This is a genomic window from Peribacillus sp. NPDC055009, assembly GCF_053608705.1.
Window position 1 is genome coordinate 49,952 of the sequence record NZ_JBSGVZ010000010.1, and the last position, 23,066, is coordinate 73,017.

At 40.6% G+C, this 23,066-nt stretch carries 20 protein-coding genes; 13 read left to right on the forward strand and 7 right to left on the reverse strand.

Features of this window, described 5'->3' with window-relative positions; all coding sequences use genetic code 11:
- Nucleotides 1-9 precede the first annotated feature (9 nt).
- From ACWF5P_RS16125 to ACWF5P_RS16135, 3 genes are all read left to right on the forward strand, one after another.
- On the forward strand, nucleotides 10-198 hold the full coding sequence (locus tag ACWF5P_RS16125; RefSeq protein ID WP_034314269.1) for a hypothetical protein: 189 nt from the start codon (nucleotides 10-12) through the stop codon (nucleotides 196-198).
- Between the two features lie 31 nt (nucleotides 199-229).
- On the forward strand, nucleotides 230-367 hold the full coding sequence (locus ACWF5P_RS16130; protein ID WP_348964387.1) for a hypothetical protein: 138 nt from the start codon (nucleotides 230-232) through the stop codon (nucleotides 365-367).
- A 95-nt stretch (nucleotides 368-462) separates the two neighbouring features.
- Nucleotides 463-1,509, forward strand: a complete 1,047-nt coding sequence (locus ACWF5P_RS16135) for a M42 family metallopeptidase (RefSeq protein WP_434168970.1) — start codon at nucleotides 463-465, stop codon at nucleotides 1,507-1,509.
- A gap of 159 nt (nucleotides 1,510-1,668) precedes the next feature.
- Here ACWF5P_RS16135 and ACWF5P_RS16140 read toward each other — a convergent pair whose 3' ends face one another.
- The gene (locus ACWF5P_RS16140) at nucleotides 1,669-2,091 is read right to left on the reverse strand and encodes a pyridoxamine 5'-phosphate oxidase family protein (protein WP_434168971.1); all 423 of its coding nucleotides are present in this window, start codon (nucleotides 2,089-2,091) and stop codon (nucleotides 1,669-1,671) included.
- A gap of 184 nt (nucleotides 2,092-2,275) precedes the next feature.
- On the opposite strand from ACWF5P_RS16140, the gene ACWF5P_RS16145 reads away from it, so the two are divergent.
- Both ACWF5P_RS16145 and cphA read left to right on the forward strand, forming a co-directional pair.
- Nucleotides 2,276-3,091, forward strand: coding sequence for a cyanophycinase (locus ACWF5P_RS16145; RefSeq protein WP_402941566.1), 816 nt, complete (start codon nucleotides 2,276-2,278; stop codon nucleotides 3,089-3,091).
- A complete protein-coding gene (cphA, locus tag ACWF5P_RS16150; protein ID WP_434168972.1) occupies nucleotides 3,088-5,709 on the forward strand; it encodes a cyanophycin synthetase in 2,622 nt (873 codons plus the stop codon). Before ACWF5P_RS16145 ends, cphA begins: the two co-directional genes overlap by 4 nt.
- A 96-nt stretch (nucleotides 5,710-5,805) precedes the next feature.
- On the opposite strand, the gene yidC is transcribed toward cphA, so the two are convergent.
- Both yidC and ACWF5P_RS16160 read right to left on the reverse strand, forming a co-directional pair.
- Nucleotides 5,806-6,591 (reverse strand): membrane protein insertase YidC, encoded by a 786-nt coding sequence (gene yidC, locus ACWF5P_RS16155; protein WP_232782986.1) that lies wholly within the window; start codon nucleotides 6,589-6,591, stop codon nucleotides 5,806-5,808.
- Between the two features lie 28 nt (nucleotides 6,592-6,619).
- On the reverse strand, nucleotides 6,620-6,907 hold the full coding sequence (locus ACWF5P_RS16160; RefSeq protein WP_101224472.1) for a hypothetical protein: 288 nt from the start codon (nucleotides 6,905-6,907) through the stop codon (nucleotides 6,620-6,622).
- Between the two features lie 305 nt (nucleotides 6,908-7,212).
- On the opposite strand from ACWF5P_RS16160, the gene ACWF5P_RS16165 reads away from it, so the two are divergent.
- Nucleotides 7,213-7,665 carry a hypothetical protein gene (locus ACWF5P_RS16165; RefSeq protein WP_101224473.1) on the forward strand — a complete coding sequence of 151 codons (453 nt, stop codon included), beginning with the start codon at nucleotides 7,213-7,215 and terminating at the stop codon, nucleotides 7,663-7,665.
- A 1,015-nt stretch (nucleotides 7,666-8,680) separates the two neighbouring features.
- On the opposite strand, the gene ACWF5P_RS16170 is transcribed toward ACWF5P_RS16165, so the two are convergent.
- Complete coding sequence (locus ACWF5P_RS16170; protein ID WP_434168973.1) at nucleotides 8,681-9,502, reverse strand: glycerophosphodiester phosphodiesterase family protein; 822 nt, start codon at nucleotides 9,500-9,502, stop codon at nucleotides 8,681-8,683.
- Nucleotides 9,503-9,707: 205 nt separating this feature from the next.
- Here ACWF5P_RS16170 and ACWF5P_RS16175 point away from each other — a divergent pair, with 205 nt between their 5' ends.
- On the forward strand, nucleotides 9,708-11,024 hold the full coding sequence (locus ACWF5P_RS16175) for an MFS transporter (protein WP_452445072.1): 1,317 nt from the start codon (nucleotides 9,708-9,710) through the stop codon (nucleotides 11,022-11,024).
- A gap of 53 nt (nucleotides 11,025-11,077) precedes the next feature.
- Here ACWF5P_RS16175 and ACWF5P_RS16180 read toward each other — a convergent pair whose 3' ends face one another.
- On the reverse strand, nucleotides 11,078-11,494 hold the full coding sequence (locus tag ACWF5P_RS16180) for an organic hydroperoxide resistance protein (RefSeq protein ID WP_434168975.1): 417 nt from the start codon (nucleotides 11,492-11,494) through the stop codon (nucleotides 11,078-11,080).
- 191 nt (nucleotides 11,495-11,685) lie between these two features.
- Between ACWF5P_RS16180 and ACWF5P_RS16185 the strand changes: the two genes are divergently transcribed.
- From ACWF5P_RS16185 to ACWF5P_RS16195, 3 genes are read left to right on the forward strand one after another with little or no spacing between them, the layout of a single operon-like run.
- On the forward strand, nucleotides 11,686-12,069 hold the full coding sequence (locus ACWF5P_RS16185; protein ID WP_101224476.1) for a GntR family transcriptional regulator: 384 nt from the start codon (nucleotides 11,686-11,688) through the stop codon (nucleotides 12,067-12,069).
- A complete protein-coding gene (locus ACWF5P_RS16190) occupies nucleotides 12,066-12,965 on the forward strand; it encodes an ABC transporter ATP-binding protein (protein ID WP_101224477.1) in 900 nt (299 codons plus the stop codon). The genes ACWF5P_RS16185 and ACWF5P_RS16190 overlap by 4 nt, the downstream gene beginning before the upstream one ends.
- Complete coding sequence (locus tag ACWF5P_RS16195; protein WP_452445073.1) at nucleotides 12,940-14,907, forward strand: DUF6449 domain-containing protein; 1,968 nt, start codon at nucleotides 12,940-12,942, stop codon at nucleotides 14,905-14,907. Before ACWF5P_RS16190 ends, ACWF5P_RS16195 begins: the two co-directional genes overlap by 26 nt.
- Nucleotides 14,908-15,011: 104 nt before the next feature.
- On the opposite strand, the gene ACWF5P_RS16200 is transcribed toward ACWF5P_RS16195, so the two are convergent.
- Nucleotides 15,012-15,215: a cold-shock protein gene (locus ACWF5P_RS16200; RefSeq protein ID WP_061462203.1), complete on the reverse strand. Its 204-nt coding sequence runs from the start codon at nucleotides 15,213-15,215 to the stop codon at nucleotides 15,012-15,014.
- 867 nt (nucleotides 15,216-16,082) lie between these two features.
- On the opposite strand from ACWF5P_RS16200, the gene ACWF5P_RS16205 reads away from it, so the two are divergent.
- Together ACWF5P_RS16205 and nhaC are read left to right on the forward strand one after the other, a co-directional pair.
- On the forward strand, nucleotides 16,083-17,657 hold the full coding sequence (locus tag ACWF5P_RS16205; RefSeq protein WP_076366909.1) for a peptide chain release factor 3: 1,575 nt from the start codon (nucleotides 16,083-16,085) through the stop codon (nucleotides 17,655-17,657).
- Between the two features lie 477 nt (nucleotides 17,658-18,134).
- A complete protein-coding gene (nhaC, locus tag ACWF5P_RS16210; protein ID WP_434168977.1) occupies nucleotides 18,135-19,535 on the forward strand; it encodes a Na+/H+ antiporter NhaC in 1,401 nt (466 codons plus the stop codon).
- Between the two features lie 112 nt (nucleotides 19,536-19,647).
- On the opposite strand, the gene ACWF5P_RS16215 is transcribed toward nhaC, so the two are convergent.
- Nucleotides 19,648-20,841, reverse strand: a complete 1,194-nt coding sequence (locus ACWF5P_RS16215) for an FtsW/RodA/SpoVE family cell cycle protein (protein WP_434168978.1) — start codon at nucleotides 20,839-20,841, stop codon at nucleotides 19,648-19,650.
- Nucleotides 20,842-21,474: 633 nt separating this feature from the next.
- On the opposite strand from ACWF5P_RS16215, the gene ACWF5P_RS16220 reads away from it, so the two are divergent.
- Nucleotides 21,475-23,034: an aldehyde dehydrogenase family protein gene (locus ACWF5P_RS16220; RefSeq protein WP_434168979.1), complete on the forward strand. Its 1,560-nt coding sequence runs from the start codon at nucleotides 21,475-21,477 to the stop codon at nucleotides 23,032-23,034.
- Nucleotides 23,035-23,066 lie beyond the last annotated feature (32 nt).

A 23,066-nucleotide genomic window follows, 5' to 3' on the forward strand; every position in this document is an offset into this window, starting at 1 on the left:
GTGATATTGATGGAAGTGAGAAATCCTAATGAAACAAAGAGAGAGTTAGAAATATTGTTTACTGAATCGGTTGGCCGTTTACTGAAACCTCTCGAAGAGGAAATCATTGCAGACATTGTAGCCTATCCAGACGAAAAGAGAATTGCCTTCTTGGAATATATGAAGGAAATGTCCAACAAACAAAGACAGTTGAAGTAAGTTGAACTTTCATCATGAAGGAGGTTTTTTTATGAGGAACGAAGATATGGACAGATACAAAGTATGGCGCGATAAGTGGAAAAGAAGAGTGAATATGGAGAACTTAGCGTTATATGGAATTTCAACATTAGTTATGGCCATGTTGCCTGTCCTGGCTTTTATGAGTTAAATCGATTAAAGGACCGCCTTTTGGCGGTCTTTAAATATGTTAAAAGTTGCCATGAAAAGATATAATGAAGCAATAGGAAAGGAGAGATGATACGCATGTGTGTGATCGAAGAAAAAGAAATTGTATCTTACATAAAAGAATTGGTGTCCATACCCAGCCCCTCCGGCTATACAGAGCAAGCCATTAAATACGCGGCTGATTTCATGGAGCAGAGGAAGGTTCCTTACAAGATCACGAATAAAGGGGCATTGCTTGCTTCATTGAAAGGCGAAAATGATGGCAAACATCGTTTGCTGACTGCCCATGTCGATACACTGGGGGCCATGGTAAAGGAAATCAAGGCGAATGGCCGCCTTAAATTGACAATGATCGGCGGTTTCCGCTGGAACTCAGTGGAAGGGGAGTATTGTAAAATCCATACAGCTGACGGAACCATTATCACCGGGACCATTTTAATCAATCAGACCTCTGTCCACGTATATAAAAATGCCGGCGATGCCAAGCGTGATGATGAGACAATTGAGGTCCGGATAGATGCTGTCGTGAAGACAAAAGCGGAAACAGAGGCCATTGGCATTTCTGTTGGAGATTTTGTCTCCTTTGAACCAAGAGTGGAAGTGACGGATACAGGCTTTTTGAAATCAAGGCATTTGGATGATAAAGCTAGCGTTGGCATCCTCCTTCATATCATTGACCTCATTTCCACAGGAAAAATAAAATTGGCATATACGACCCATTTCCTGATTTCCAACAATGAAGAAATCGGCTATGGCGGAAATTCCAATATCCCTGAGAAAACAGTCGAATATCTAGCAGTCGATATGGGCGCGATCGGCGATGGACAATCGACGGATGAATTCAGCGTATCCATTTGCGCAAAAGACTCCTCAGGTCCATATCATTATAAACTGCGTCAGCATTTAGTTTCACTTGCCCAAGCAAATGCCGTCGACTACCGCGTCGATATTTATCCATATTATGGGTCGGACGCTTCCGCTGCAATCCGGGCAGGATATGATGTCGTACATGGTCTGATCGGACCGGGAATCGATGCCTCACATGCCTTCGAGCGGACACATGTTTCTTCATTAAAGCATACAGCCAATCTGATTTTGCACTATATCCAATCAGAGCTGGTGTAATCGTGAAAAAAGCCCGCACTCATGTGCGGGCTTTTAACTGTTTTATAGCGCTATTTTTAGTATAGTACTGTGTTAGTGAAATGCACGTGAATTTCGGTCATTTACTCGTGAGTTTGAGCGTAATACTCGTCAATTGGCGTAAGTACAAAAAATAAAGATTTACAATGATAATTCTTGTGGAGGTTCACCGTTGTTGTTCATCAATCGGATGCTTTCCGGCTTAATTTGCAGGATTAAATAATTCGGATCTTTCGGACCTTCGAACCAATCTTCAAAGGATTCATTCCATAATTTATCCTTCAGATCCTGCGAATCGTTTATTTTCGAGGTACCTGAGATTTCCAGGTAAGAATCGCCCAATCCTTTATTATCATAGCCGATCAGGATATGAACATTAGGATTCTTTTCAATTTCATCAATTTTTTCCGTCTTTCCACTCGTTGGTGTGTATAAAGTTAAATCATCGTTAAAGAATGTCATATAGCGTGAATGTGGTTTGTTGTTTTCAACTGAAGATAAAACTCCTATTTTATGATCACGGATGATGTTCAATACTTTTTCTTTAATTTGGTTTTCGCTCATTTTTGCACACTCCTTTTATTTTTTTACTCTATTACTTTTCCTCTCTTTTCATTAAGTTAAACAAAATTCTACAGTTTCCCATTTTTATGAATGAAGATTGATAGAAGTTGCCATACTAGTCATTATGTGTTCTATTTTGAGCAATTTCATGATGTTAATCCATTTGTAAAGGTGAGTATGATGAATGAATTGTGGTGAATTACTTATCATTGGCGGGGCAGAGGATAAGTGCCTTGAAGGTGAAGTATTAAATAAATTTGTCGAACTTGCAACCCGTAATAGGGATGGCGGAATAGGAATATTGCCTACAGCGAGTGAAATTCCTGAGGAAGTGAGTACAGAGTATATCAAGATTTTCAGGGATTTAGGCGTGGGCAGGGTGGAAGTGATCAAGTTGGATTCAAGGCAGGATGCAGATGACCCAGCAATTTGTGAACAGCTGACATCTTTTTCCGCCGTTTTCATTTCAGGGGGAAACCAAAGCCGATTGTTTGAGCTGATTGGAAAAACCAAATTCCACGATGCCCTTTCTAAAGCCTGGCATAAAGGAATGGTGATAGCAGGGACAAGTGCTGGTGCTTCCATTTTAGGTAAGCATATGATCATTGCTGCTGACACGATGCTGAATGACAATAAGTTAAAGGTTGAGATTGGGATGGGTTTCGGCTTCCTTGACGATTTGATAATCGATCAACATTTTTCCCAGCGTGGCCGATTTGACCGCCTGTTAAGTGCGATAGCAGGGAAAAAGGAAATTATGGGTATTGGCATTGATGAAAATACAGCAATTTTAGTTAAAGACGGTCATTTTGAAGTAGTTGGCCAACATCAAGTATTGGTGCTTGATGGCAGCACAAGTGACTATATCAATATCACATCTTCTGATAATGGCAGTGAAGAGTTGACTCTTTCGGGATTTAACCTACATGCACTAACCAGAGGATACCGTTTTGACCTGCTTGCAAGGAAATTGTTGATGAAAAAGGGGATCCAACAATGATAATCAATCGAGTCCGTTATTTAAAAGGACCTAATTATTTTGCTTATACACCGACGATTTGCATTGAATTGGATATAGGGGAACTGGAACAGAAACCATCTGATTCAATACCTGGATTCAATGAAAAATTGTTAAAGGCACTCCCGAACCTGGGAAGCCACACATGTTCAAAAGGGTATCGAGGCGGTTTCGCCGAAAGGCTGAGAAAAGGAACATGGATGGGACATATATTGGAGCATATGACGATTGAGCTTCAAAACCTGGCCGGGATCGAAGCCATTCGTGGAAAAACGATAATGATGGAAAAGAAGGGCTTTTATTATGTGACCTTTGACTATCAGGAGCCTCACTCAGGTCTTCAAGCTTTTTTAGCAGCAAAAGATATAGCGGAAGCCATCCTGAATGGTGAAAAGCATATAAATGTACAATCTTATGTAAAACAAATAGAGCAGTTATATTATAAAAATAAACTGGGGCCAAGTACCGAAGCCATTTTTAAAGCAGCACAAGCAAAAGGTATCCCTGTCGAGCGAATGGGTGATGAAAGCTTACTGCGTTTAGGAACCGGTACAAGGCAGAAGTATGTCCAGGCGACAATTTCCAGCCAGACTTCGAATATTGCCGTTGAGAATTCATGTGACAAATCATTGACCAAATCAATTTTAAGAGGGTGTGGACTCCCTGTACCTGAAGGGGAAGTTGCCCATTCCATCGAAGATATCTTTGCCTCGGCGGACAGGCTGGGTTTTCCGCTGGTCATTAAACCGTACAATGGGAGGCAGGGGCAGGGCGTCATCACCCATATCAAAAATAAGGATGAACTATTCAATGTAATCAATTGTTTGGAGCCGCATGTGGAGAAGTACATAGTCGAACGGCATATTGAAGGACATGATTATCGGTTACTGATAGTCAACGGTGAACTTATAGCCGCTAGTTTGAGGCTTCCTCCCTTTGTTATTGGCAACGGTAAGGAATCGATACGTAAATTGATAGAAAAGGAAAATTGTAATGATTTGCGGGGAGAAGGACATGAGAAGCCAATGTCAAAGATCCCGCTTACACATACCGTGACGTGTTATTTGGAAAAATCGAATCGGACGCTCGATACCATTCCGAATCAAGGGGAATTGGTTCAAGTTGTCGGCAATGCAAATCTTTCGACTGGTGGAAAGGCAATCGATGTAACGGATCAGGTTCATCCCACCATTAAAAATATGTCGGTTGCTGCCGCGAAAGCGGTTGGTCTGGATATAGCCGGAATCGATTTTATCTGTGAGGATATATCCAAACCAATCGAGCATTCACGGACTGCGATTATTGAAGTGAATGCTGCTCCGGGAATTCGAATGCATCATTATCCGAGCGAAGGGAAAAAAAGGGATGTAGGCAAGGCCATTGTCGATTATTTATTTCCGACTCGGGAAGAGGCAGCTATACCGATCATCGCAGTGACCGGAACAAATGGAAAGACGACAACGACCCGATTGGTTCATTATTTTCTTTCTAATGAAAATACAAAGGTGGGTATGACGAATTCAGATGGAGTATATATCGGCGATGAGGTAATGGATCAGGGTGACTGCAGTGGCCCGGTCAGTGCAAGAATGGTATTGGCCCATCCTGAAGTTGATGTAGCCGTATTGGAAACGGCCCGGGGAGGGATTCTTCGTGAAGGTCTTGCTTTTCGTAAATGTGATGTGGGGATCATTACCAATGTAAGTGAGGATCACCTCGGCCATGATGGAATCGATACATTGGATGATCTCATTAAATTAAAGAGGCTGGTAGCCGAAGTCGTAATGAAAACAGGCTATTGTGTGCTGAATGCAGATGATCCGAATGTAGCAGCCATGAACGCTCATACAGATGGAGAGGTCATTTACACCTCTACTGATGCCACCCAGCCTCACGTGAAGGCTGCGATAAATGGGGGATGTAAAGTTTGGTACGTCAATGAACAAGGTGTAATCTGTCATTCATCTGATGGTGTCATCCGACAATTTATGGATTGCACCAAGATTCCAATAACGATTTCCGGCATGGCACGTCATAATATCGCCAATTTACTTCAAGCGTTAGCCGCAGCCGAGACTCAAGGCATTTCAATGGAAGAACTACGAAGGAAGGCTGCCACATTTATGCCTGATACGAATTTGTCCAAAGGACGTTTCAATTTAAAAAAGTTGAAAGAGCGCACGATCATCATCGACTATGCCCATAATGAAGCAGGATTGAAGGCCATATTCGAAACGGTCAGTGCCTATAACAAAAATCGTCTTATCACTGTTTTGGCAGGACCTGGGGACCGTATTGATGAAGAGCTAATCAGGCTCTCCAAGGAGGCGGCCATGAATTCTGATCTATTCATCATTAAAGAAGACGATGATTTGCGGGGCAGGGAGCCGTTCGAAGTAGCCAGACTGCTTCAGGAAGCTGCCGTAGAAGCAGGGTTACAAAAAGATCGGACCTTAATCGAACCTAATGAATTGGACGCATTCGTAAAAGCGTGGGAAACATCACAACCGGGTGACCTATTATTGTTCTTTTACACGGATTTCGAATATGTAGAGAAGTTTTTCGAAAAGGTTTCAACAAATCCATTGCCGAAGAAATAAAATAGTGAATTTCGCCCTGAAAATCCACTTTCCATCAAGGCTAGCAATTACTCGCGAAAATTTAACTTTATGAAAAAAAAAGCTAATCCAATTGGATTAGCTTTTTTTCATAACCGTTTCATTTGCAGCCGGAACAACGGCATGGTCTTTTTTATATATTCGCTGAAGCACGATGGACTGAACAATCATGAAAATACCTCCGATTGACCAGTATAACGGCAAAGCAGCAGGAGCGGAGAAAGAAATGAATAAAATCATTGCTGGTGAGAGCAGGCTCATCATCTTCATTTGTTTCTGCTGTTCCTCCGGCATTTGTCTCATGGAAATGACCGATTGGAAGTAATAAATGACACCAGCAATAATCGCCATGGCAATATTCGGCTGACCAAGGCTGTACCAAAGGAAACTATGGGTCGCAATTTCATGTGAGCCTTGGATCGCATAATAAAAGCCCATTAGAATCGGCATTTGAATTAAGAGCGGCAAACAGCCCATGTTTAAAGGATTGACTCCATGCTTTTGGTAAAGCTGCATCATTTCCTGTTGAAGGGCCTTTTGTTTAGCTGGATCTTTCGTCTCTTTGATTTTCTGCTGGATTGCAGTCATTTCCGGTTTCAGCCCATTCATCTTCGTTTTCATGCTAAGCTGTGTTTTATATTGCTTGGCAGTCAGTGGAAGCAAGACAAGGCGAATCAAAAATGTCATCATGATGATGCTTAAACCATAGTTGCCATTAAATAAATCAGCATTAAATTCCAACATTTTTGTCATAGGGTTAACCAATGCGGTATGAAATGGACCGCTCGTTGCTGCTGAGCATCCTGTCAATAGGGTCGTTGCCAGAAATAGTACGGCAATTAGAAACATGTTTTTCTTCTTCAATATAATTTCCTCCTCAAATTGTTAGTGGTTAAACAAAGAGAAGGAGGCTTGGCTCATCGGAATCATCTGGTGAATCCTTTTGCCGGATAAATGTGAAGAAGCGCTGTGCACCGCGCCAGTCAAAAATGCTGCCCGCATGAACGGGGGATTTACTTTTATCTGTATGAACGGAAGCTTGATATTTGTCGTTCAAGAGCGATTGCTTTTTATTTAAGAAGTAAAACGCAGCCAGTGGAAAGACAAAGGTAAATAAGTAACCTGCCCATACCGCATGGCGAACGGTCTGATAATCGAATTCTAATAATAATTCCCACATAGGAATCCCTCGTTTTTTCTAAGATAAGAAAATTTGGCCTCCCACAATGATTCAGGGCCTGAAATGACTTTTGACTTTATTGAGTTTAAATCATTAAGAACACTATATCAAATTCTAGTGCAAGAAAGCTAAAAAATACAGGGATTTTTTCAAAAAATAAACAGGGAATATTTTCTGACGCATTATTTTCCGTTTAAAGGTTCAGTAGAACCACAAAGTAGAGACAGTAATTAGGAATGAAAATGCACATATGGCCGTTCGTCTACATACGGATAAAAGAAAGTTCAATTATGAGGTGAAAAAGTATGAAACCATACAATTCATTCTATCAACACCATAACGGTACTGAAAATATCTATCAAAATGCACATCTCCGAAACATGGATAATGATTTCTTGGCGATTCCATATCCAAAACAGATAATGGATGTAAGGACTCCTCCTGGCCCGCCTGGCCCGTCCTATGGGGACCATCCGCCGCCGCGGCCGCCGCACGGAGGAGGCCCGCCTCATATAGCTCCGCCATTATTCACTCCACAACTTCACGATGGAATGTCTAAGGCAATGGACACTGATTCAATGAAAGGGTGTTTATACAAACATACGTATGTTTGGCTTAAAAATGGCCGCTCATTTTGGTTTTACCCCACATATGTCGGCTATAATTCCGTGGCAGGTTATCGATGGAGACGAAGTCAACAGCGATGGGCATATTATGGAACGGACGCGCATGAGATACAATTCTTTCATTGTTATTAAAATAACAATCCGCATTAGCGGATTGTTCAGTTGTGGACAAAAGGGGGTCGAATAAAATGGGTGTGGGTCGAATAAATGCGTGGATGACCGAATAAAGTGGGTCGAATAAAATGATGAACGGTCGAATAAAGTGGGGGGTAGGTCGAATAAAATGGGTGAACGGTCGAATAAAGTGCGGTGTAGGTCGAATAAAATGGTGAACGGTCGAATAAAGTGGGGTGTAGGTCGAATAAAATGCGTGAAGGGCCGAAAAAAGTGTGGTGTGGGTCGAATAAAATGGTGAACGGTCGAAGAAAGTGGGTTGTGGGTCGAATAAAATGATGAACGGTCGAATAAAGTGGGGTGTAGGTCGAATAAATGCGTGAATGGTCGAAAAAAGTGTGGTGTGGGTCGAATAAAATGGTGAACGGTCGAATAAAGTGGGGTGTAGGTCGAATAAACGCGTGAAGGGCCGAAAAAAGTGTGGTGTGGGTCGAATAAAGTGGGGTGTAGGTCGAATAAAATGGTGAACGGTCGAATAAAGTGGGGTGTGGGTCGAATAAAATGGTGAACGGTCGAATAAAGTGGGGTGTAGGTCGAATAAAATGGTGAACGGTCGAATAAAGTGTGGTGTGGGTCGAATAAAGTGGGGTGTGGGTCGAATAAAGTGGGGGTCGAATAAAATGGTGAACGGTCGAATAAAGTGGGGTGTAGGTCGAATAAAATGGTGAACGGTCGAATAAAGTGGGGTGTAGGTCGAATAAAATGGGTGAACGGTCGAATAAAGTGGGGTGTAGGTCGAATAAATGCTTGAATGGTCGAAAAAAGTGTGGTGTGGGTCGAATAAAATGCGTGAAGGGCCGAAAAAAGTGTGGTGTGGGTCGAATAAATGCCTGAACCCCAAAAAAAGTGCTCCGGCTGAAAACAACGGGGAAGTTTTTTTAAGAAGGAGGTTCGGAATGGTCTCACCCCGAACCATGATTATAAAAATTTCTGTAACCCTTATTAGATTAAGAAGGCAAATTCATTGAAAGATTCAATCAAAAAAATAATCAGGAAAATCAGAAATGATCCCATCTAACTGCATCTTTTTGAACATGCGGATTTGTTTTTTATTGTTGACGGTCCATGTATATACTTTCATTCCGTGCTTTTGGATTCGCATTTGCAGTTTCGTACTCAAAATCGTTTGCTTTGGATTCAAAAATGATGCAAACTCGGCAATCTCCTTTAATTTTTGGTCATTAATTCGCCGTTTTATCAAAACGCCCACTTGTATGTCTGGCATTAATTGATGAAACCTTTTCATGGATTCCATATCGAACGAATGAACCATTATCCTATTTTCACTTGTTGAATATTCTTGGAATTTTCCTAATTCTTCTGCAAGTTTCCGTTCAATGCCGGGATAAGCAGATGGATGTTTTAATTCGATTAAGATTCCGACTTTTGACCCGAAATTTTCCAATACCTCACTTAATAAAGGAATTTTTTCGTTTTTAAAACGGGAATGATACCAGCTTCCTGCATCCAGTTCCTTTAATTCGGCAGCCGTGTAATCACGGATGTTCCCTTTGCCGTTCGTGGTTCGATCCAGAGTTGGGTCATGATGAACCACAAGTACATCATCTTTACTAAGATGGATATCCACTTCCAGGAAATCAGCTCCCAATTCAATAGCTTTATTATAAGATGCCATTGTATTCTCGGGGCAATATCCAGATGCACCGCGATGTCCAATTTTAAGTGGTGAATGCTGCATTTTGAAGTCCTCAGGGAAAACACCCTTTGTTCGATTAGAATAGATGGCGAACAGGACAAGTATGGCTACCAAGATAATAAGAAAAAATGCAATCATCTTTCACACTCCTTTTAGGAATTAAAATTCTTAAATATTCTTTAGAAAGAATATAAAGAAGTTTTCAGGACAGCCTCATTTCACAATTTTACATGTTAGCCAGGGAAAAATCATGTTTTACACAATGTTATAATCCCGACTTAAAGGATTTATTGGAAAGGTATGGAATACATATAATTTAAGTATCAATAAGGGGGGAAAGCAGATGGAGTTGCAGGTGAAACCGAAGTCTAAAAAATCGAGGGGGAATTTTGGTTTATATTTTTCCCTGCCCATTCTGTCTTGGGCGTTTTACGATTTTGCCAATACGATTTTTTCTTCTAATATCAATACGATTTTCTTTCCATTCTTCCTCCAGGAACAGATTGGGGAAAATGCCGTTCTTGATCAGATTGCCAGTACCTTCATCTCCTACGCAAATGCGATTGCCAGTTTGTTTCTAGTTTTGTTTTCCCCGCTGTTCGGTGTCATGATCGATCGAACGGGAAAAATGAAAAAATACATTATGATTTTCACACTCATTTCCGTTGTAAGTACATTTTTTATGGGGGTATTTGGAGGGGCGCCGTTCGATGGGAAGCTTCTTGGCATTCCAATTTCCTTGGCGATCGTCATTCTTTTATTTGTGATAGCAAAGTTTTTCTATCATTCGAGTCTTGTTTTCTATGATACGATGATGAGTGATTTAGGCACGAAACAGCAATTGCCGCTTATATCAGGATTTGGCGTGGCGGTAGGCTACCTTGGAACGTTAGTGGGCCTGTCCATCTATCCATTCATAAGTAAAGGGAGTTCACATGAAGCCTTTATTCCCACGGCCATTTTATTTCTGGTTTTTTCCCTTCCATTGTTCTTTTTTTTAAAAGAGTCTCCAAAACAGCAAAAAGCGAAACAATCTTTTTTATCCGGTTATAAGGAAATTAAATCCACATTTAAAGAGATGAAATCCCATCGATCGGTTTTTACATTCATGATTGCTTATTTCTTTTTAAATGATGCAATTGCGACCACTATCGGCATGATGGCCATATATGCCAAGACTGTTGTTGGATTTTCCTCAAGCGGATTCATTTTGCTTTACTTGGTTTCGACAGTATCGAGTATTGCCGGATCGTTTCTGTTTGGATACATCACGCAGTCGAAGGGGCCGCGGCTAGCTGTGACATATGTGGGTGTTCTGCTTTTGGTTGCTTTATTTATAGCGGTCTTTGCACAAACCGCTCTATGGTTCTGGGTTGCCGGAAGTATGTTCGGCATTTCGCTTGGTTCGATGTGGGTGACATCACGGACATATATCATTGAATTGACCCCGGATGAGAAGAGGGGGCAATTTTTTGGACTATTTGCATTCTCAGGAAAAGTCTCTTCAATAATCGGTCCGCTTTTATATGGAACAATAACGTTGGTATTCCATGACCTCGGTACATTGGCGAGCAGGATGGCATTGGGCTCATTGATCATCATGGCGGTAATAGGACTGGGCTTTCTTTTGAAAATGAAGGGATTGGAAGAAGTGAACTAAGAAAAAAGGGAATGGAGCCGGCCTTAATGCCGTATCCATTCCCTTGCATAATCTTATACCAAAATCAAGGTAACATCGACGTTCCCGCGAGTCGCTTTTGAATAGGGGCAGGTCATATGTGCTTTTTTGGCGAAGTCTTCAGCCTCTTCCCTGCTTAGGTCGGGAATAGAAACATCCAATCTTACAGCCAATTTAAAGCCGCCGTCATCCTCATCTTTACCGATCGTGACATTTGCCGTCACGGAAGTATCGACATTTTTCTTTTCTTTTTGCAGAACAAGATTCAAGGCACTGTCAAAGCAAGCCGCGTAACCGGCTGCGAATAACTGTTCAGGGTTTGTGGCGCGCTCACCGGAACCACCTAATTCCTTCGGTGATCTCACATCGAAGTCCAAAATCCCGTCCTCTGATTTAACATGTCCCTCACGACCGCCTTGTACGGCAACTGTAGCTGTGTATAATGGTTTCAATGAAAACAACTCCTTTGTTTATTCTTACTATCATTAGTTCCCTCCTGTAAGTCTTGTTAAACAAAATGAAAGCGAGTTTATGAAGAGTATTGTGTGAAAATGGTTTTAAATTGGTTTTAAATTGGAAGATATTGTTTTATAATTTACTGTATTAGGAGATGTAATACACCCATTTGCAAGGAGGGTTTATGATGTTTGAGCTGGATGTTCAAAATGGAAAGCCGATATATGAGCAATTGATGGATAAGTTAAAGGAACTAATGATCAATGAAGTTTTACAGGAACATAATCAGCTACCATCTATTCGAATATTGGCTCAGGAATTGACCATCAATCCAAATACGATCCAGAAAGCGTACAAGCAGCTTGAATCTGACGGGTTTATATATACATTACCAGGCAAAGGGAATTTCGTAGCTCCTCCTAAATCCTTGAAAAATTCATTGAAAGAAGAAAAGATCAGAAACGAGCTTTCAAGGGTACTCGCTGAAGCTCTTTATATCGGAATCGATAAACATGAAATTTATAGGTTGATAAAGGAAATCAGTCCATTGGCAAAGGGGGGAGATTCATGATTGAAATAAAACAGGTGAGTAAATTATATGAAGGAAAAGAAGCGATCAAAAACGTCACCTTGGTCATACAAAAAGGCTCCATATTCGGGTTATTAGGTTCAAATGGGGCGGGGAAAACGACTTTATTAAAAATGCTTTCAGGCAATCTGATACAGGATGCAGGAGAAGTTCTAATTGATCGATCATACGTGTTTGAAAACCGTGAAGTGAAAAATCGTTGTTTCTTCCTTCCTGATACGCCTTATTTCCTGGCTAACTATACGATCATGCAAATGGCAAGTTTTTATAGTCATATTTATAGTGAATGGAATCAAGACCGTTTCTATCAATTACAGGAAGTATTTCCGATACCCGTACAAAATAAAATTCATAAACTATCGAAGGGTATGCAAAGACAGGTTGCTTTTTGGCTCGCACTCTCGACGATGCCGGAAGTTCTCATCCTGGATGAACCGTTTGATGGGTTAGATCCGGTCATGCGTAAAAATGTGAGGCAGTTGTTGATTCAGGATGTATCGGAAAGGGATATGACGATTTTACTATCGTCCCATAATCTCCGGGAAATTGAAGATTTAGCCGATCATGTAGGGATTTTACATAGGGGTGAGCTTGTGATCCAAAAGGATTTGAATGACTTAAAAGCTGATGTACACAAAGTGCAAATCGCCTTTAAACATAAAATTCCCCACGGTTTATACCGCGGAATTCAAATTCTCAACAAGGAAAGACGCGGCAGCGTGATCGTTTGCATCGTTAAAGGTAAAGAATCCATGATTAAATCGCACTTTAATCAGTTTCAGCCAGAAATACTAGATATTCTCCCCCTTACTCTAGAGGAGATATTCATTTATGAAATGGGGGATATCGGTTATGTCATCCAGAATAACCTGGTTTAATAGAGAATTGATTATCTATATTTTCAGAAGCACTGGCTGGATTGGTTTCCTGTATCTCGTCGGCCTCATATTTGCGCTGCCTTTGGAAATGTTAGCGAATATCTTGAATGAGAACAATGAATATGTGAAATTTGAAAACCTCTTTTCCTGTCAGCAGATGATACAGTTTGTCTTGGTCATCGTTATTCCAGTATTACTTGCCATCTTCCTTTTTCGGTTTTTACAAGTGAAACAAGCCTCTGACTTTATTCATAGTTTACCGATTACTAGACGCAGCATCTACATTCATATGATTGGGACGGGAATTGGCTTCTTGGGTTTGCCGATATTATTTACAGGTTTAATTTTGATACTATTCCACTCGGCAATTGATATAGAAACGCTATATACCATGCCTGATATATGGTCATGGATGGGGACTACATTTATTTTGGAAGCTTTGATCTTTTCTGTTGCCGTTTTAATTGGCATGGTGACGGGATTATCTGCCTTTCAAGGACTGCTGACCTATATTTTTCTTGCTTTGCCGGTGGGGTTGTTTGTACTGTTTGCAGCCAATGTGAAGTTTTTGATAGCAGGATTTTCTGCAGATTATTATCTAGGCTCCAATATGAATGGCATCTCCCCCTTATTAGCAGCAACAGAGATGGAAAAAATAGACTTTTTATCTGTTAATACTTTAATTTATAGTATATTAACCTTACTTTTTCTGATTAGTTCTCTTTTTCTCTATGAGAGGAGAAAACTGGAGCATGTATCGCAGGCATTTGTTTATCCGAAGATTAAGCCATTATTTAAATTCGGCCTGACATTATGCATGATGCTGTTTACAGGACTGTATTTTAGCGAAACGACAAGCCAACCAGGGTGGATTTTCTTCGGATATACCATCGGTTCTTTACTTGGATATTATTTAGGGGAAATGGTCCTGCAAAAGACTTGGCGAATACGGGTCAACAAGAAAGGTTATGCAGCATTTATAGTGGCTATCATTGTGCTGGCACTCATTATAAAAATAGATCCCCTTCAGTATAAGGCCAAGATTCCTGATGAAAAAATGATTAGCCAAATTTATATTGGCAATTCTCCTTTATTTTTTGAAGATGGTGACACATCGGATAACGCTTCCAATTATCTTAAAGAGAAGGAAAATATAGAAGCGATCAGGTTATTGCATCAGGAAATTATCGATAAGGGTAAAAAGGTTTCCATTGGTGAATTGAATGATGGACAATCCGTATTCCTGCTGTATGAACTCAAGAATGGAAAACGGTTAGCAAGGGAGTATCATTTGCAAAACTACGACTCATACAAACCGCTATTGGCTAAAATTTATGAGTCGAATGAATATAAAAAAATGGTTAATGAGTTATTGAATGTTTCTGCTGATGACGTATCTAAAATCAAGATAACGGCGAGCGGACAAGTGGACAAATCAATAACGATCACGGACGGTCAACAGCTGGAAGCAGCCGTAAACGCATTGTCGGAGGATCTGAATAATCAATCGTTCGACCAAATGACATCTTCTTTTGGTACTTATGCCTCCATCGACATTCTTTTGCATAATGACAAAACCATTTATATGAATTGGGACTCTTCATATACTCAGTTTTCAAAATGGATGGAAAGTACCGGACAATCGGAAAAAGCAAGGTTAATGGTTGATGATGTCTCTTATATACTGGTTGCGAAGACCGATTCGAAAGTTTATCATTCGTTTTCTGAAAGTGAAATCGCACAGCAGATTGAACAACAGCCAAACCGCTTGAAAATTAAGACCGCTTCGGAAATCGAGACGGCCATTGATAATGCCCAAATCGATTGGGGCGGGGAGTACTCAGCTGCCTTTTATTATAAAGAAAGCAGAGATGTGGACATCAAGAGTTTTTCTGGTGAACATGTTCCCGGCTTCATTTTGGATCATTTTAATGAAAGATAACGTGAATATGCCGCTTGTACATATAACATATAAAGGAAAGGATGCCGCCCAATCTGGGCGGCATCCTTTTCCATTGTCCATCAATATGTTTGTGTATCTATGCTTTAGAGTTTTACGACGTTTTTAGCTTGGGGTCCGCGGTTTCCTTCTTCGATTTCAAATTCAACCTCTTGACCTTCATCAAGGCTCTTGAAACCTTCTCCTTGAATGGCGGAAAAATGTACGAAAACATCGTCTTCGTTTGGTACTTCGATAAATCCAAATCCTTTGTCACTATTGAACCATTTTACTTTACCTGTTACTGTCATTCGATGAATCCTCCTAAAAAGTTAAAAAATATTAATGGTGATGATTTTACCGTGATGGAAAAATCAATTTCACACATTATCCAGCACCCTCATTCAAGTTAAAATCATCATACGAAGATGCTTGATAATATGTGAAAGCCTCTTATGAGGCAATTTCCATTTTTTTAATATATACCCACCTTTATAAAGGATAAAACAAATGGAATTAATTTATACATTCCCATTAGGGAAAATATTATTAGACAGGTTTTATAAGGGGAAGCATAACGGTATTGTCGCACAGGAGTTTCCTGGATTGAAATTTGACCGGGCCAATAGGAAAAGCCTTTAGAGTGGAGAATAGGAAAACAATTTGGCATTAAAGTTTTTCACGAAAATAATCGGGTATAGGATAAGTAAGAAAGAAAGGACTGATGAAAAATGAAGAAATTATTAAAAAGGGCCCTCATTTTTGCTGCTCCAATCATATTCAAGGAAGTAAAAAAACGCTGGAAGAACAAGCGGAATCAAAAAGCGATTAAACCTGCAAGGTAAATAAGTTAAACCATGAATAAATGAACTGTAACCATATGGATTAAGATAAGGGGCGCTGATTAAGCGTCTTTTGTTTTGCCATCTGAACAAAACCCCTTATGGTGATTCATTCACCTCTACATCTTTCCTTCATATCGTGTTAAAATAGAAAGGTTGATTGAAATGAATGCAGGTAGCCAAGGTTTAAGCCTTATGATATATTTCTTCTTACATATATTGTGTATGATCAGGATTTTTGCATACAAAGAAAGGTTGCCATTCCAATGTAAATAATACAAATGAACCCCCTATAAATTTTTTTATTGATGACTCCAATAATGAAAGGAACATTTTATGACTACTTTAAAAGACGAGGTTCAATCCCGACGGACCTTCGCAATCATCTCTCACCCGGATGCAGGGAAAACGACTTTGACAGAAAAATTATTGCTGTTTGGCGGCGCGATCCGTGATGCCGGAACAGTTAAAGCTAGAAAAACAGGGAAGTATGCAACAAGTGACTGGATGGAGATTGAAAAGCAACGGGGAATTTCCGTTACATCTTCAGTCATGCAATTCGATTATGATGATTTCCGTGTCAATATTCTCGATACACCAGGCCACCAAGATTTCAGTGAAGACACATATCGTACACTGATGGCTGTTGATAGCGCCGTGATGATCATCGACTCGGCAAAAGGTATCGAGGATCAGACGGTTAAATTATTCAAAGTATGCCGGATGAGGGGTATCCCGATTTTCACTTTTATCAATAAAATGGACCGACAAGGTAAAACGCCGCTAGAATTGCTTGCCGAACTCGAAGAGGTATTAGGTATAGAAACATATCCAATGAACTGGCCGATTGGGATGGGAAAAGACTTCGTGGGCATTTACGACAGGTTCAATAATCGGATTGAACAGTTCAAAACGGAAGGGGAAGAGCGTTTCCTTCCATTGAATGACGAAGGTGAACTCGAAGTGGATCATAAACTTAAGGATTCCCAGTTATATGAGCAAACTTTGGAAGAAATCATGCTGTTGACGGAAGCGGGTAACCAATTCTCTGAAGAAAACATTGCGAATGGAAAACTTAGTCCCGTATTTTTCGGGAGTGCTTTAACGACGTTCGGTGTTCAGACGTTTTTGGATGCTTATCTGAAATTTGCACCAGCTCCACAAGCGCGGATGACAACGTCAGGTGAAATGGACCCTGTCAGTAATGATTTTTCTGGTTTCATTTTCAAGATCCAAGCGAATATGAACCCAAAACACCGTGACCGGATCGCTTTCCTTCGCATTTGCTCCGGTAAATTCGAACGTGGGATGAGCGTCAACCTGAGCAGGACAGGAAAACCAATCAACCTTTCTTCTTCCACTCAATTCATGGCTGATGATCGGAACACCGTAAATGAAGCGGTAAGCGGAGATATCATCGGTTTATATGATACAGGTAACTACCAAATTGGCGATACGATTACAACAAGCAAAGACATGTTTCAGTTTGAAAGGCTGCCTCAGTTTACACCGGAACTATTCATGAGGGTAACAGCTAAAAACGTCATGAAACAGAAACACTTCCATAAAGGAATTAACCAACTTGTACAAGAAGGGGCAATTCAGCTCTTCAAAACGGTCCGGATGGAAGAATATCTGCTTGGTGCGGTTGGGCAACTTCAATTCGAAGTATTCGAGCATCGAATGAGGAACGAGTACAATGTTGAAGTCGTGATGGAGCGCATGGGCAGTAAGATTACACGTTGGGCTGAAGATGAAAAGCTTGATGAAAATCTTCATAGCTCAAGAAGCATCCTTGTTAAAGATCGGTTTGATAAATATGCATTCTTATTTGAAAATGAGTTTGCTCTTCGTTGGTTCCAAGATAAAAATCCTGATGTGGAATTATATAATCCAATGGATTTGAAATAATGAAGAAGCCCGTGTTATATACACGGGCTTTCAGTTTGTAGACAAAAGGGTTTCGGAATGGTCCCTTTCGGAAACCCTTTTGATTTTTTTATTGAACTTGGAGCAGTTTTTCAGAATATTTGACCTCCTCGACATTTAGACCATATTTACCCCTCGCCAAGTCCAGATGGCCATCTTTTTCCTTAAAAACAGGCTACATGGTCCTGATCGATCATTGTGAGAAAAAACTGTTCATTATTTAGCGAAGAACAATGAGATAGCCAAGGCATTTCAATTAGCTCAGATAATGATCGAATCACCTAAAAGTAATTATAGGGAAATACACTGGGAAAATTAATATCTACTAAAATAGATTATTATTCCTTTGACAATCTCCTGAAACTCCTTTATATTTAGCTAGTAACTTTAGCGCTTAAAAGCGTTTCAGTAATTATGAGGAGTGAAAAGGTCCGATCCTTACCTCAGAGAATACACAACATGAAAGCGGGGAAAAACATCATGCGTCTTGAAGATGCAAAGCTAAAACTCTCCTTACTTGAAGCAATTGGGGTTTTGGCCATTCTATTCTTAATCATTGCAACTGGTATCATACATTATGGACTTGCCCCCCATATTCCAATAATAGCGGCAATCCTTTTCTTATTTGTTTATGGGAAGATCAAGAAGCTGCCATTTTCAATTATGGAGGCGGCTATAGTCAAAGGTGCAGGTACTGGTATGGGAGCCATTTATATATTCTTTTTCATTGGAATGCTGATTTCCATATGGATGGCAAGCGGGACGATCCCTACCATCATGTTCTATGGGTTTGACTGGATTTCTGGTGAATATTTTTATGCAATCACATTTTTGGTGTGTTCGCTAATTGGGCTCTGTATCGGGAGTTCACTTACAACATCAGCCACTATCGGCGTTGCTTTAATAGGTATGGCGGCGGCGATGGATTTATCGTTGGCGATTACAGCCGGTGCAATCATTTCCGGTGCATTTCTTGGGGATAAAATGTCTCCATTATCCGACTCTACCAACCTTGCATCTGGAACGGTTGGAGCACCATTATTTGAACATATTAATAATATGCTATGGACTACGATTCCAGGTTTTTTAATATCACTTATCATCTTTTACTTCCTTTCACCGAATGTCAAAGTTGCTCGTGTTGAGGAAATCGAAGCCATGACCAAAGCCTTGGAAATGGAAACGAATATAAGCATATGGAGTTTGATTCCGTTTGTCATCGTTCTAATCATGGCTTTGAAAAAGGTGTCAGCCATTCCGACATTGTCGGCAGGAATCATTTCGGCAGCCATCATCGCTTTCATTCAAACGCCTAATTTGACGGTTGCAAAACTGGCAGATATTTTATACGGCGGATTTGTACTCAAGAGTGGAATGGATCAACTTGACTCAATCTTATCGCGGGGCGGAATTGAAAGTATGATGTTCTCCGTTTCGATGGTGTTGTTGGCATTGGCCATGGGCGGACTATTGTTCGAATTGGGAGTCATACCTTCTATTTTAAAAGCGATCCAGGATTCATTGACGAGTGTAGCGAAAGTGATTTCCGCTACTGTATTTGCAGGAATCAGCGTGAATTTCCTGGTGGGTGAACAGTATTTGTCAGTTATACTGCCTGGGAAAGCCTTTCAGCAGAAATATGAAGATTTAGGCTTGCAGCCCAAAACGCTTGCGAGGGTACTTGAAGATGCAGGAACAGTTGTGAATCCTCTGGTTCCTTGGGGTGTCTGCGGTGTATTCCTGACACAGGTATTGGGTGTTTCAACCCTTGAATATGCCCCATTTGCATTCTTCTGCCTGCTTTGTCCTTTACTCAGTCTGATTTCTGGCTTTACGAAAATCGGTATCCATTATAAATAAAAAAAACAGGCGGTCGGGTCTCGACTGCCTGTTTTTTTATGTGAAGTTCCATAACCTTATAGAGAAGGGGACCCCCTGACATGAACAGAAATGTCAGGGGGTATTTGAACGATTATTTTGAGGACGCAATCTCATCTTTTGGGATGGACACGACCTTTTCTTTCTGTTCAAGCAAGTTCATTCGCATAACGACATTTTGGAATATGCCCATTGAAAGCATGAGCAGCAGTAAGGAAGATCCTCCATAACTGATGAATGGAAGGGTGATCCCTGTAATAGGGATAAGTCCAGTCACTCCGCCAACGTTGATGCCGACTTGAATGCCGATCATGGATGAGATGCCGATCAATAAAAGGCTTCCAAATGGATCCTTGCATTTTGCTGAAAGTATATATCCCCTTAAAACGATAAAACCTAGTGTCAATAACACGAACCCCACTCCGAATATCCCGAGCTCTTCTGCAATGACAGACATGATGAAATCAGTATGTGATTCAGGCAGGTATCCGTATTTTTGTACACTGTCACCAAGACCCACTCCAGTAAGGCCGCCGGATCCTATCGCGAAAAGTGAATTTACGAGTTGATACCCGCTTTCTCCTGCCGTTCCGAAAGGATCTGCAAACCCCGTAAAACGAGACATCTTATTTTCAGAAAGAACGGAAGAAAAATTTCCTGTCACTATTACACCTAGTGCAAATATGGCAACGAAAATCGCAGTAATCAAAGAGAGTTTGAATATACTCTTAAAGGACATACCGGATGAAATGATCATGGTACTTGAAATCAGGAAAATGACCGCTGCCGTTCCATAGTCAGGTTGTATTCCGATTAAAAAGCATATGAATACAAGAAAGAAAATCGGCGGGATGACGGCTTTATCAATACTATTGATTCGATCCTGCCTTTTTCCATAAATGGCTGCCAAATAAATAATCATGGCTAACTTGGAAAATTCAGCGGGTTGAATCGACTTTGTCCCTAATTTGAACCAGCTTGTGGCATTTCCTGCTGTATGGCCGAAGATAAAGAGGAGCAAAAGGATACCGGCCATTCCAAACATCATAGACATCAAGAACATTTTGTTTTTGTACATCTTATAAGGAAGAATCATCGTGACGATCATTGCCACGAATGAAATGAGAAAGGCCGTTTTTTGTTTCTCAAAGAAGAAATCCATAGGCATGCCGTATCGAGCAACAGCAGTAATCATGCTCGAACTGTAAATCATGACTAAACCAAACAAACAGAGTAATACGACAGCGATGAAAATAGGGAAGTCGTATGCTTTAATTATTCTTTTCACTTGTGCGCTCACCTCAAATATGTATGCGCGAAAAAATCGCCTTCTTATATAGTAACGGAAAATCGTTTATATAGATAATAATTTTTATTCGATATATGAATTTATCCTCCATAAACCAATATTAAACACTAAAACCGAGAAACTTGTATGCCGGATTTCCTTTTTGCTAATAGCCCAATTCGGATTCCTATACATTATCTTCGATAGCAAACGTGAATACTCCTTTTAATAACTGAAAAATTTTTACTATATATTCCATTTGGCGGTTCTGTTAAGTCTGGAAGATTACTATTTAAGGTTATTTATGGAAAAACCTGATGTGATGAAGTGGATACTGTAAACAAATTTGTTAGAGTGACTCATCTTAAAAGGTATACTTATTTTAGCCCCGGTTATGTGGCACGGAATGGTGCAGGGATTTAATGAAGAGAGCGAACCGGTTGTGAACTTGGTTCCAATGGATTATATTATACAGGCTCCTGCGTCTCTGGCATGATATAAAGAGGGGTGGAAAAACCTCGTACGTTACGTTTAGTGAATTAGGGAAGGCCTACCTCCTTGGTCGATCTTAATTAAAAGCATAAGAATGATAGGGAGTACCAATAAAAATAAGGTTAAGCAAGGGGAGTAGTTATGGAAGAGATATATGACAAGCTGGAAGTGTTTTCTCCGGCAACAGGTGAGAAGATTGCGGAAATCGTGCCAACGCCATTGAAGTCGATTCCTCATATATATAAGAAATCAAGACATGCGTTCCAAGAATGGTCGAATCTTTCCATCAAGGAACGGCTGCACTATTTAAAACGGCTTCGTTTATTGATGGTAGAAAAAATGGATGAAATAGCTGAAGTCATTTCAAAAGATACGGGAAAAGTGAAAATTGAAGCGCTGGTTGCTGATATCATGCCAACGATTGATGCAATAAAGCATATCGAGAAACATGCATTGAAAACTCTTTCCGGACGAAAGGTCACCACTCCGCTCATGTTAATTGGAAAAAAATCTTATATCCAATATATGCCCCGTGGAACGATACTCGTCATTTCACCATGGAATTATCCGCTGCAGCTTTCCATGGTACCCATTCTTAATGCTCTAGCAGCGGGAAATGCAGTCATCGCCAAGCCCTCAGAGGTAACACCTTTAGTTGGGGTTTGCATCGAAAAGCTGTTTCTTGAAGCTGGTTTCCCGGACGGAATTATACAGTTTGCCCATGGAGGAAAAGAACTGGGTGCGGCATTAACTGAGCAAAAGCCTGATTATATATTTTTTACTGGATCTGTAAGGACTGGGAAAATGATTGGTGAGGTCGCAGCTAGACAACTGATCCCAACGACTTTGGAGCTTGGCGGGAAGGATCCGATGATCGTTCTGCGTGATGCCAACCTGGAACGGGCTGTTAACGGGGCGCTTTGGGGGGCTTTTACAAATAGCGGGCAGGTGTGCATGAGTGTTGAAAGGGTTTATGTGGAACGTCCTGTTTATAAGGAATTCCTCATGCTTCTTAAAGAAAAGACGAAGTCCATGAGGCAGGGGGTGCATTCGCAGGATGACATCGGTTCAATGACCTTCCCGGCACAAGTTGATATTGTGGCTGGACAACTGGAGGATGCACTGAATAAGGGGGCCGTACTTGAAGCCGGAATACCTCCGAAAGAGTGGAAAACGGGACAGACCCATTTCATTCCGCCGACGATTCTGTCCAATGTCGATCATTCCATGAAAATCATGAAAGAAGAAACGTTCGGACCAGTATTGCCTGTTGTGCCTTTTGATACGGAGGAAGAAGTGATCGCCCTGGCAAATGAAAGTGAATATGGACTCAATTCCAGCGTTTGGACGATGGATAGTGAAAAAGCAAGCAAAATTGCGTCTCGGTTAGTAACAGGAGCGGTGACGATCAATGATGTGCTGATAACGGTTGCTAATCATCATTTACCATTTGGCGGTGCCAAACAAAGTGGGGTTGGCCGCTATCATGGCGAGCATGGATTAAAGATTTTCTGCCATGAAAAAGCGATCATGATCGATAAAGGTAAAAACAATACAGAAATACAATGGTATCCATATGAAGGGAAATACACGAGTTTTTTATCGCTGTTTCAGAACTACTTTTCTGCCAAACCGAACTGGATTCGTTTCGGCAAAGAATATATGCGATTGATTAAAATTTCCAAAGGGTACAGAAAATGAAATCCATTTATAAAAAAGATTGTTATTTTCAT

Bases quoted from the DNA above. Each gene is read 5' to 3' on its own strand.
- ACWF5P_RS16125 (WP_034314269.1), top strand. From the start codon at position 10: ATGGAAGTGAGAAATCCTAATGAAACAAAGAGAGAGTTAGAAATATTG.
- ACWF5P_RS16130 (WP_348964387.1), top strand. From the start codon at position 230: ATGAGGAACGAAGATATGGACAGATACAAAGTATGGCGCGATAAGTGG.
- ACWF5P_RS16135 (WP_434168970.1), top strand. From the start codon at position 463: ATGTGTGTGATCGAAGAAAAAGAAATTGTATCTTACATAAAAGAATTG.
- ACWF5P_RS16140 (WP_434168971.1), bottom strand. From the start codon at position 2,091: ATGAGCGAAAACCAAATTAAAGAAAAAGTATTGAACATCATCCGTGAT.
- ACWF5P_RS16145 (WP_402941566.1), top strand. From the start codon at position 2,276: ATGAATTGTGGTGAATTACTTATCATTGGCGGGGCAGAGGATAAGTGC.
- cphA (WP_434168972.1), top strand. From the start codon at position 3,088: ATGATAATCAATCGAGTCCGTTATTTAAAAGGACCTAATTATTTTGCT.
- ACWF5P_RS16160 (WP_101224472.1), bottom strand. From the start codon at position 6,907: ATGTGGGAATTATTATTAGAATTCGATTATCAGACCGTTCGCCATGCG.
- ACWF5P_RS16165 (WP_101224473.1), top strand. From the start codon at position 7,213: ATGAAACCATACAATTCATTCTATCAACACCATAACGGTACTGAAAAT.
- ACWF5P_RS16170 (WP_434168973.1), bottom strand. From the start codon at position 9,502: ATGATTGCATTTTTTCTTATTATCTTGGTAGCCATACTTGTCCTGTTC.
- ACWF5P_RS16175 (WP_452445072.1), top strand. From the start codon at position 9,708: ATGGAGTTGCAGGTGAAACCGAAGTCTAAAAAATCGAGGGGGAATTTT.
- ACWF5P_RS16185 (WP_101224476.1), top strand. From the start codon at position 11,686: ATGTTTGAGCTGGATGTTCAAAATGGAAAGCCGATATATGAGCAATTG.
- ACWF5P_RS16190 (WP_101224477.1), top strand. From the start codon at position 12,066: ATGATTGAAATAAAACAGGTGAGTAAATTATATGAAGGAAAAGAAGCG.
- ACWF5P_RS16195 (WP_452445073.1), top strand. From the start codon at position 12,940: ATGTCATCCAGAATAACCTGGTTTAATAGAGAATTGATTATCTATATT.
- ACWF5P_RS16200 (WP_061462203.1), bottom strand. From the start codon at position 15,215: ATGACAGTAACAGGTAAAGTAAAATGGTTCAATAGTGACAAAGGATTT.
- ACWF5P_RS16205 (WP_076366909.1), top strand. From the start codon at position 16,083: ATGACTACTTTAAAAGACGAGGTTCAATCCCGACGGACCTTCGCAATC.
- nhaC (WP_434168977.1), top strand. From the start codon at position 18,135: ATGAAAGCGGGGAAAAACATCATGCGTCTTGAAGATGCAAAGCTAAAA.
- ACWF5P_RS16220 (WP_434168979.1), top strand. From the start codon at position 21,475: ATGGAAGAGATATATGACAAGCTGGAAGTGTTTTCTCCGGCAACAGGT.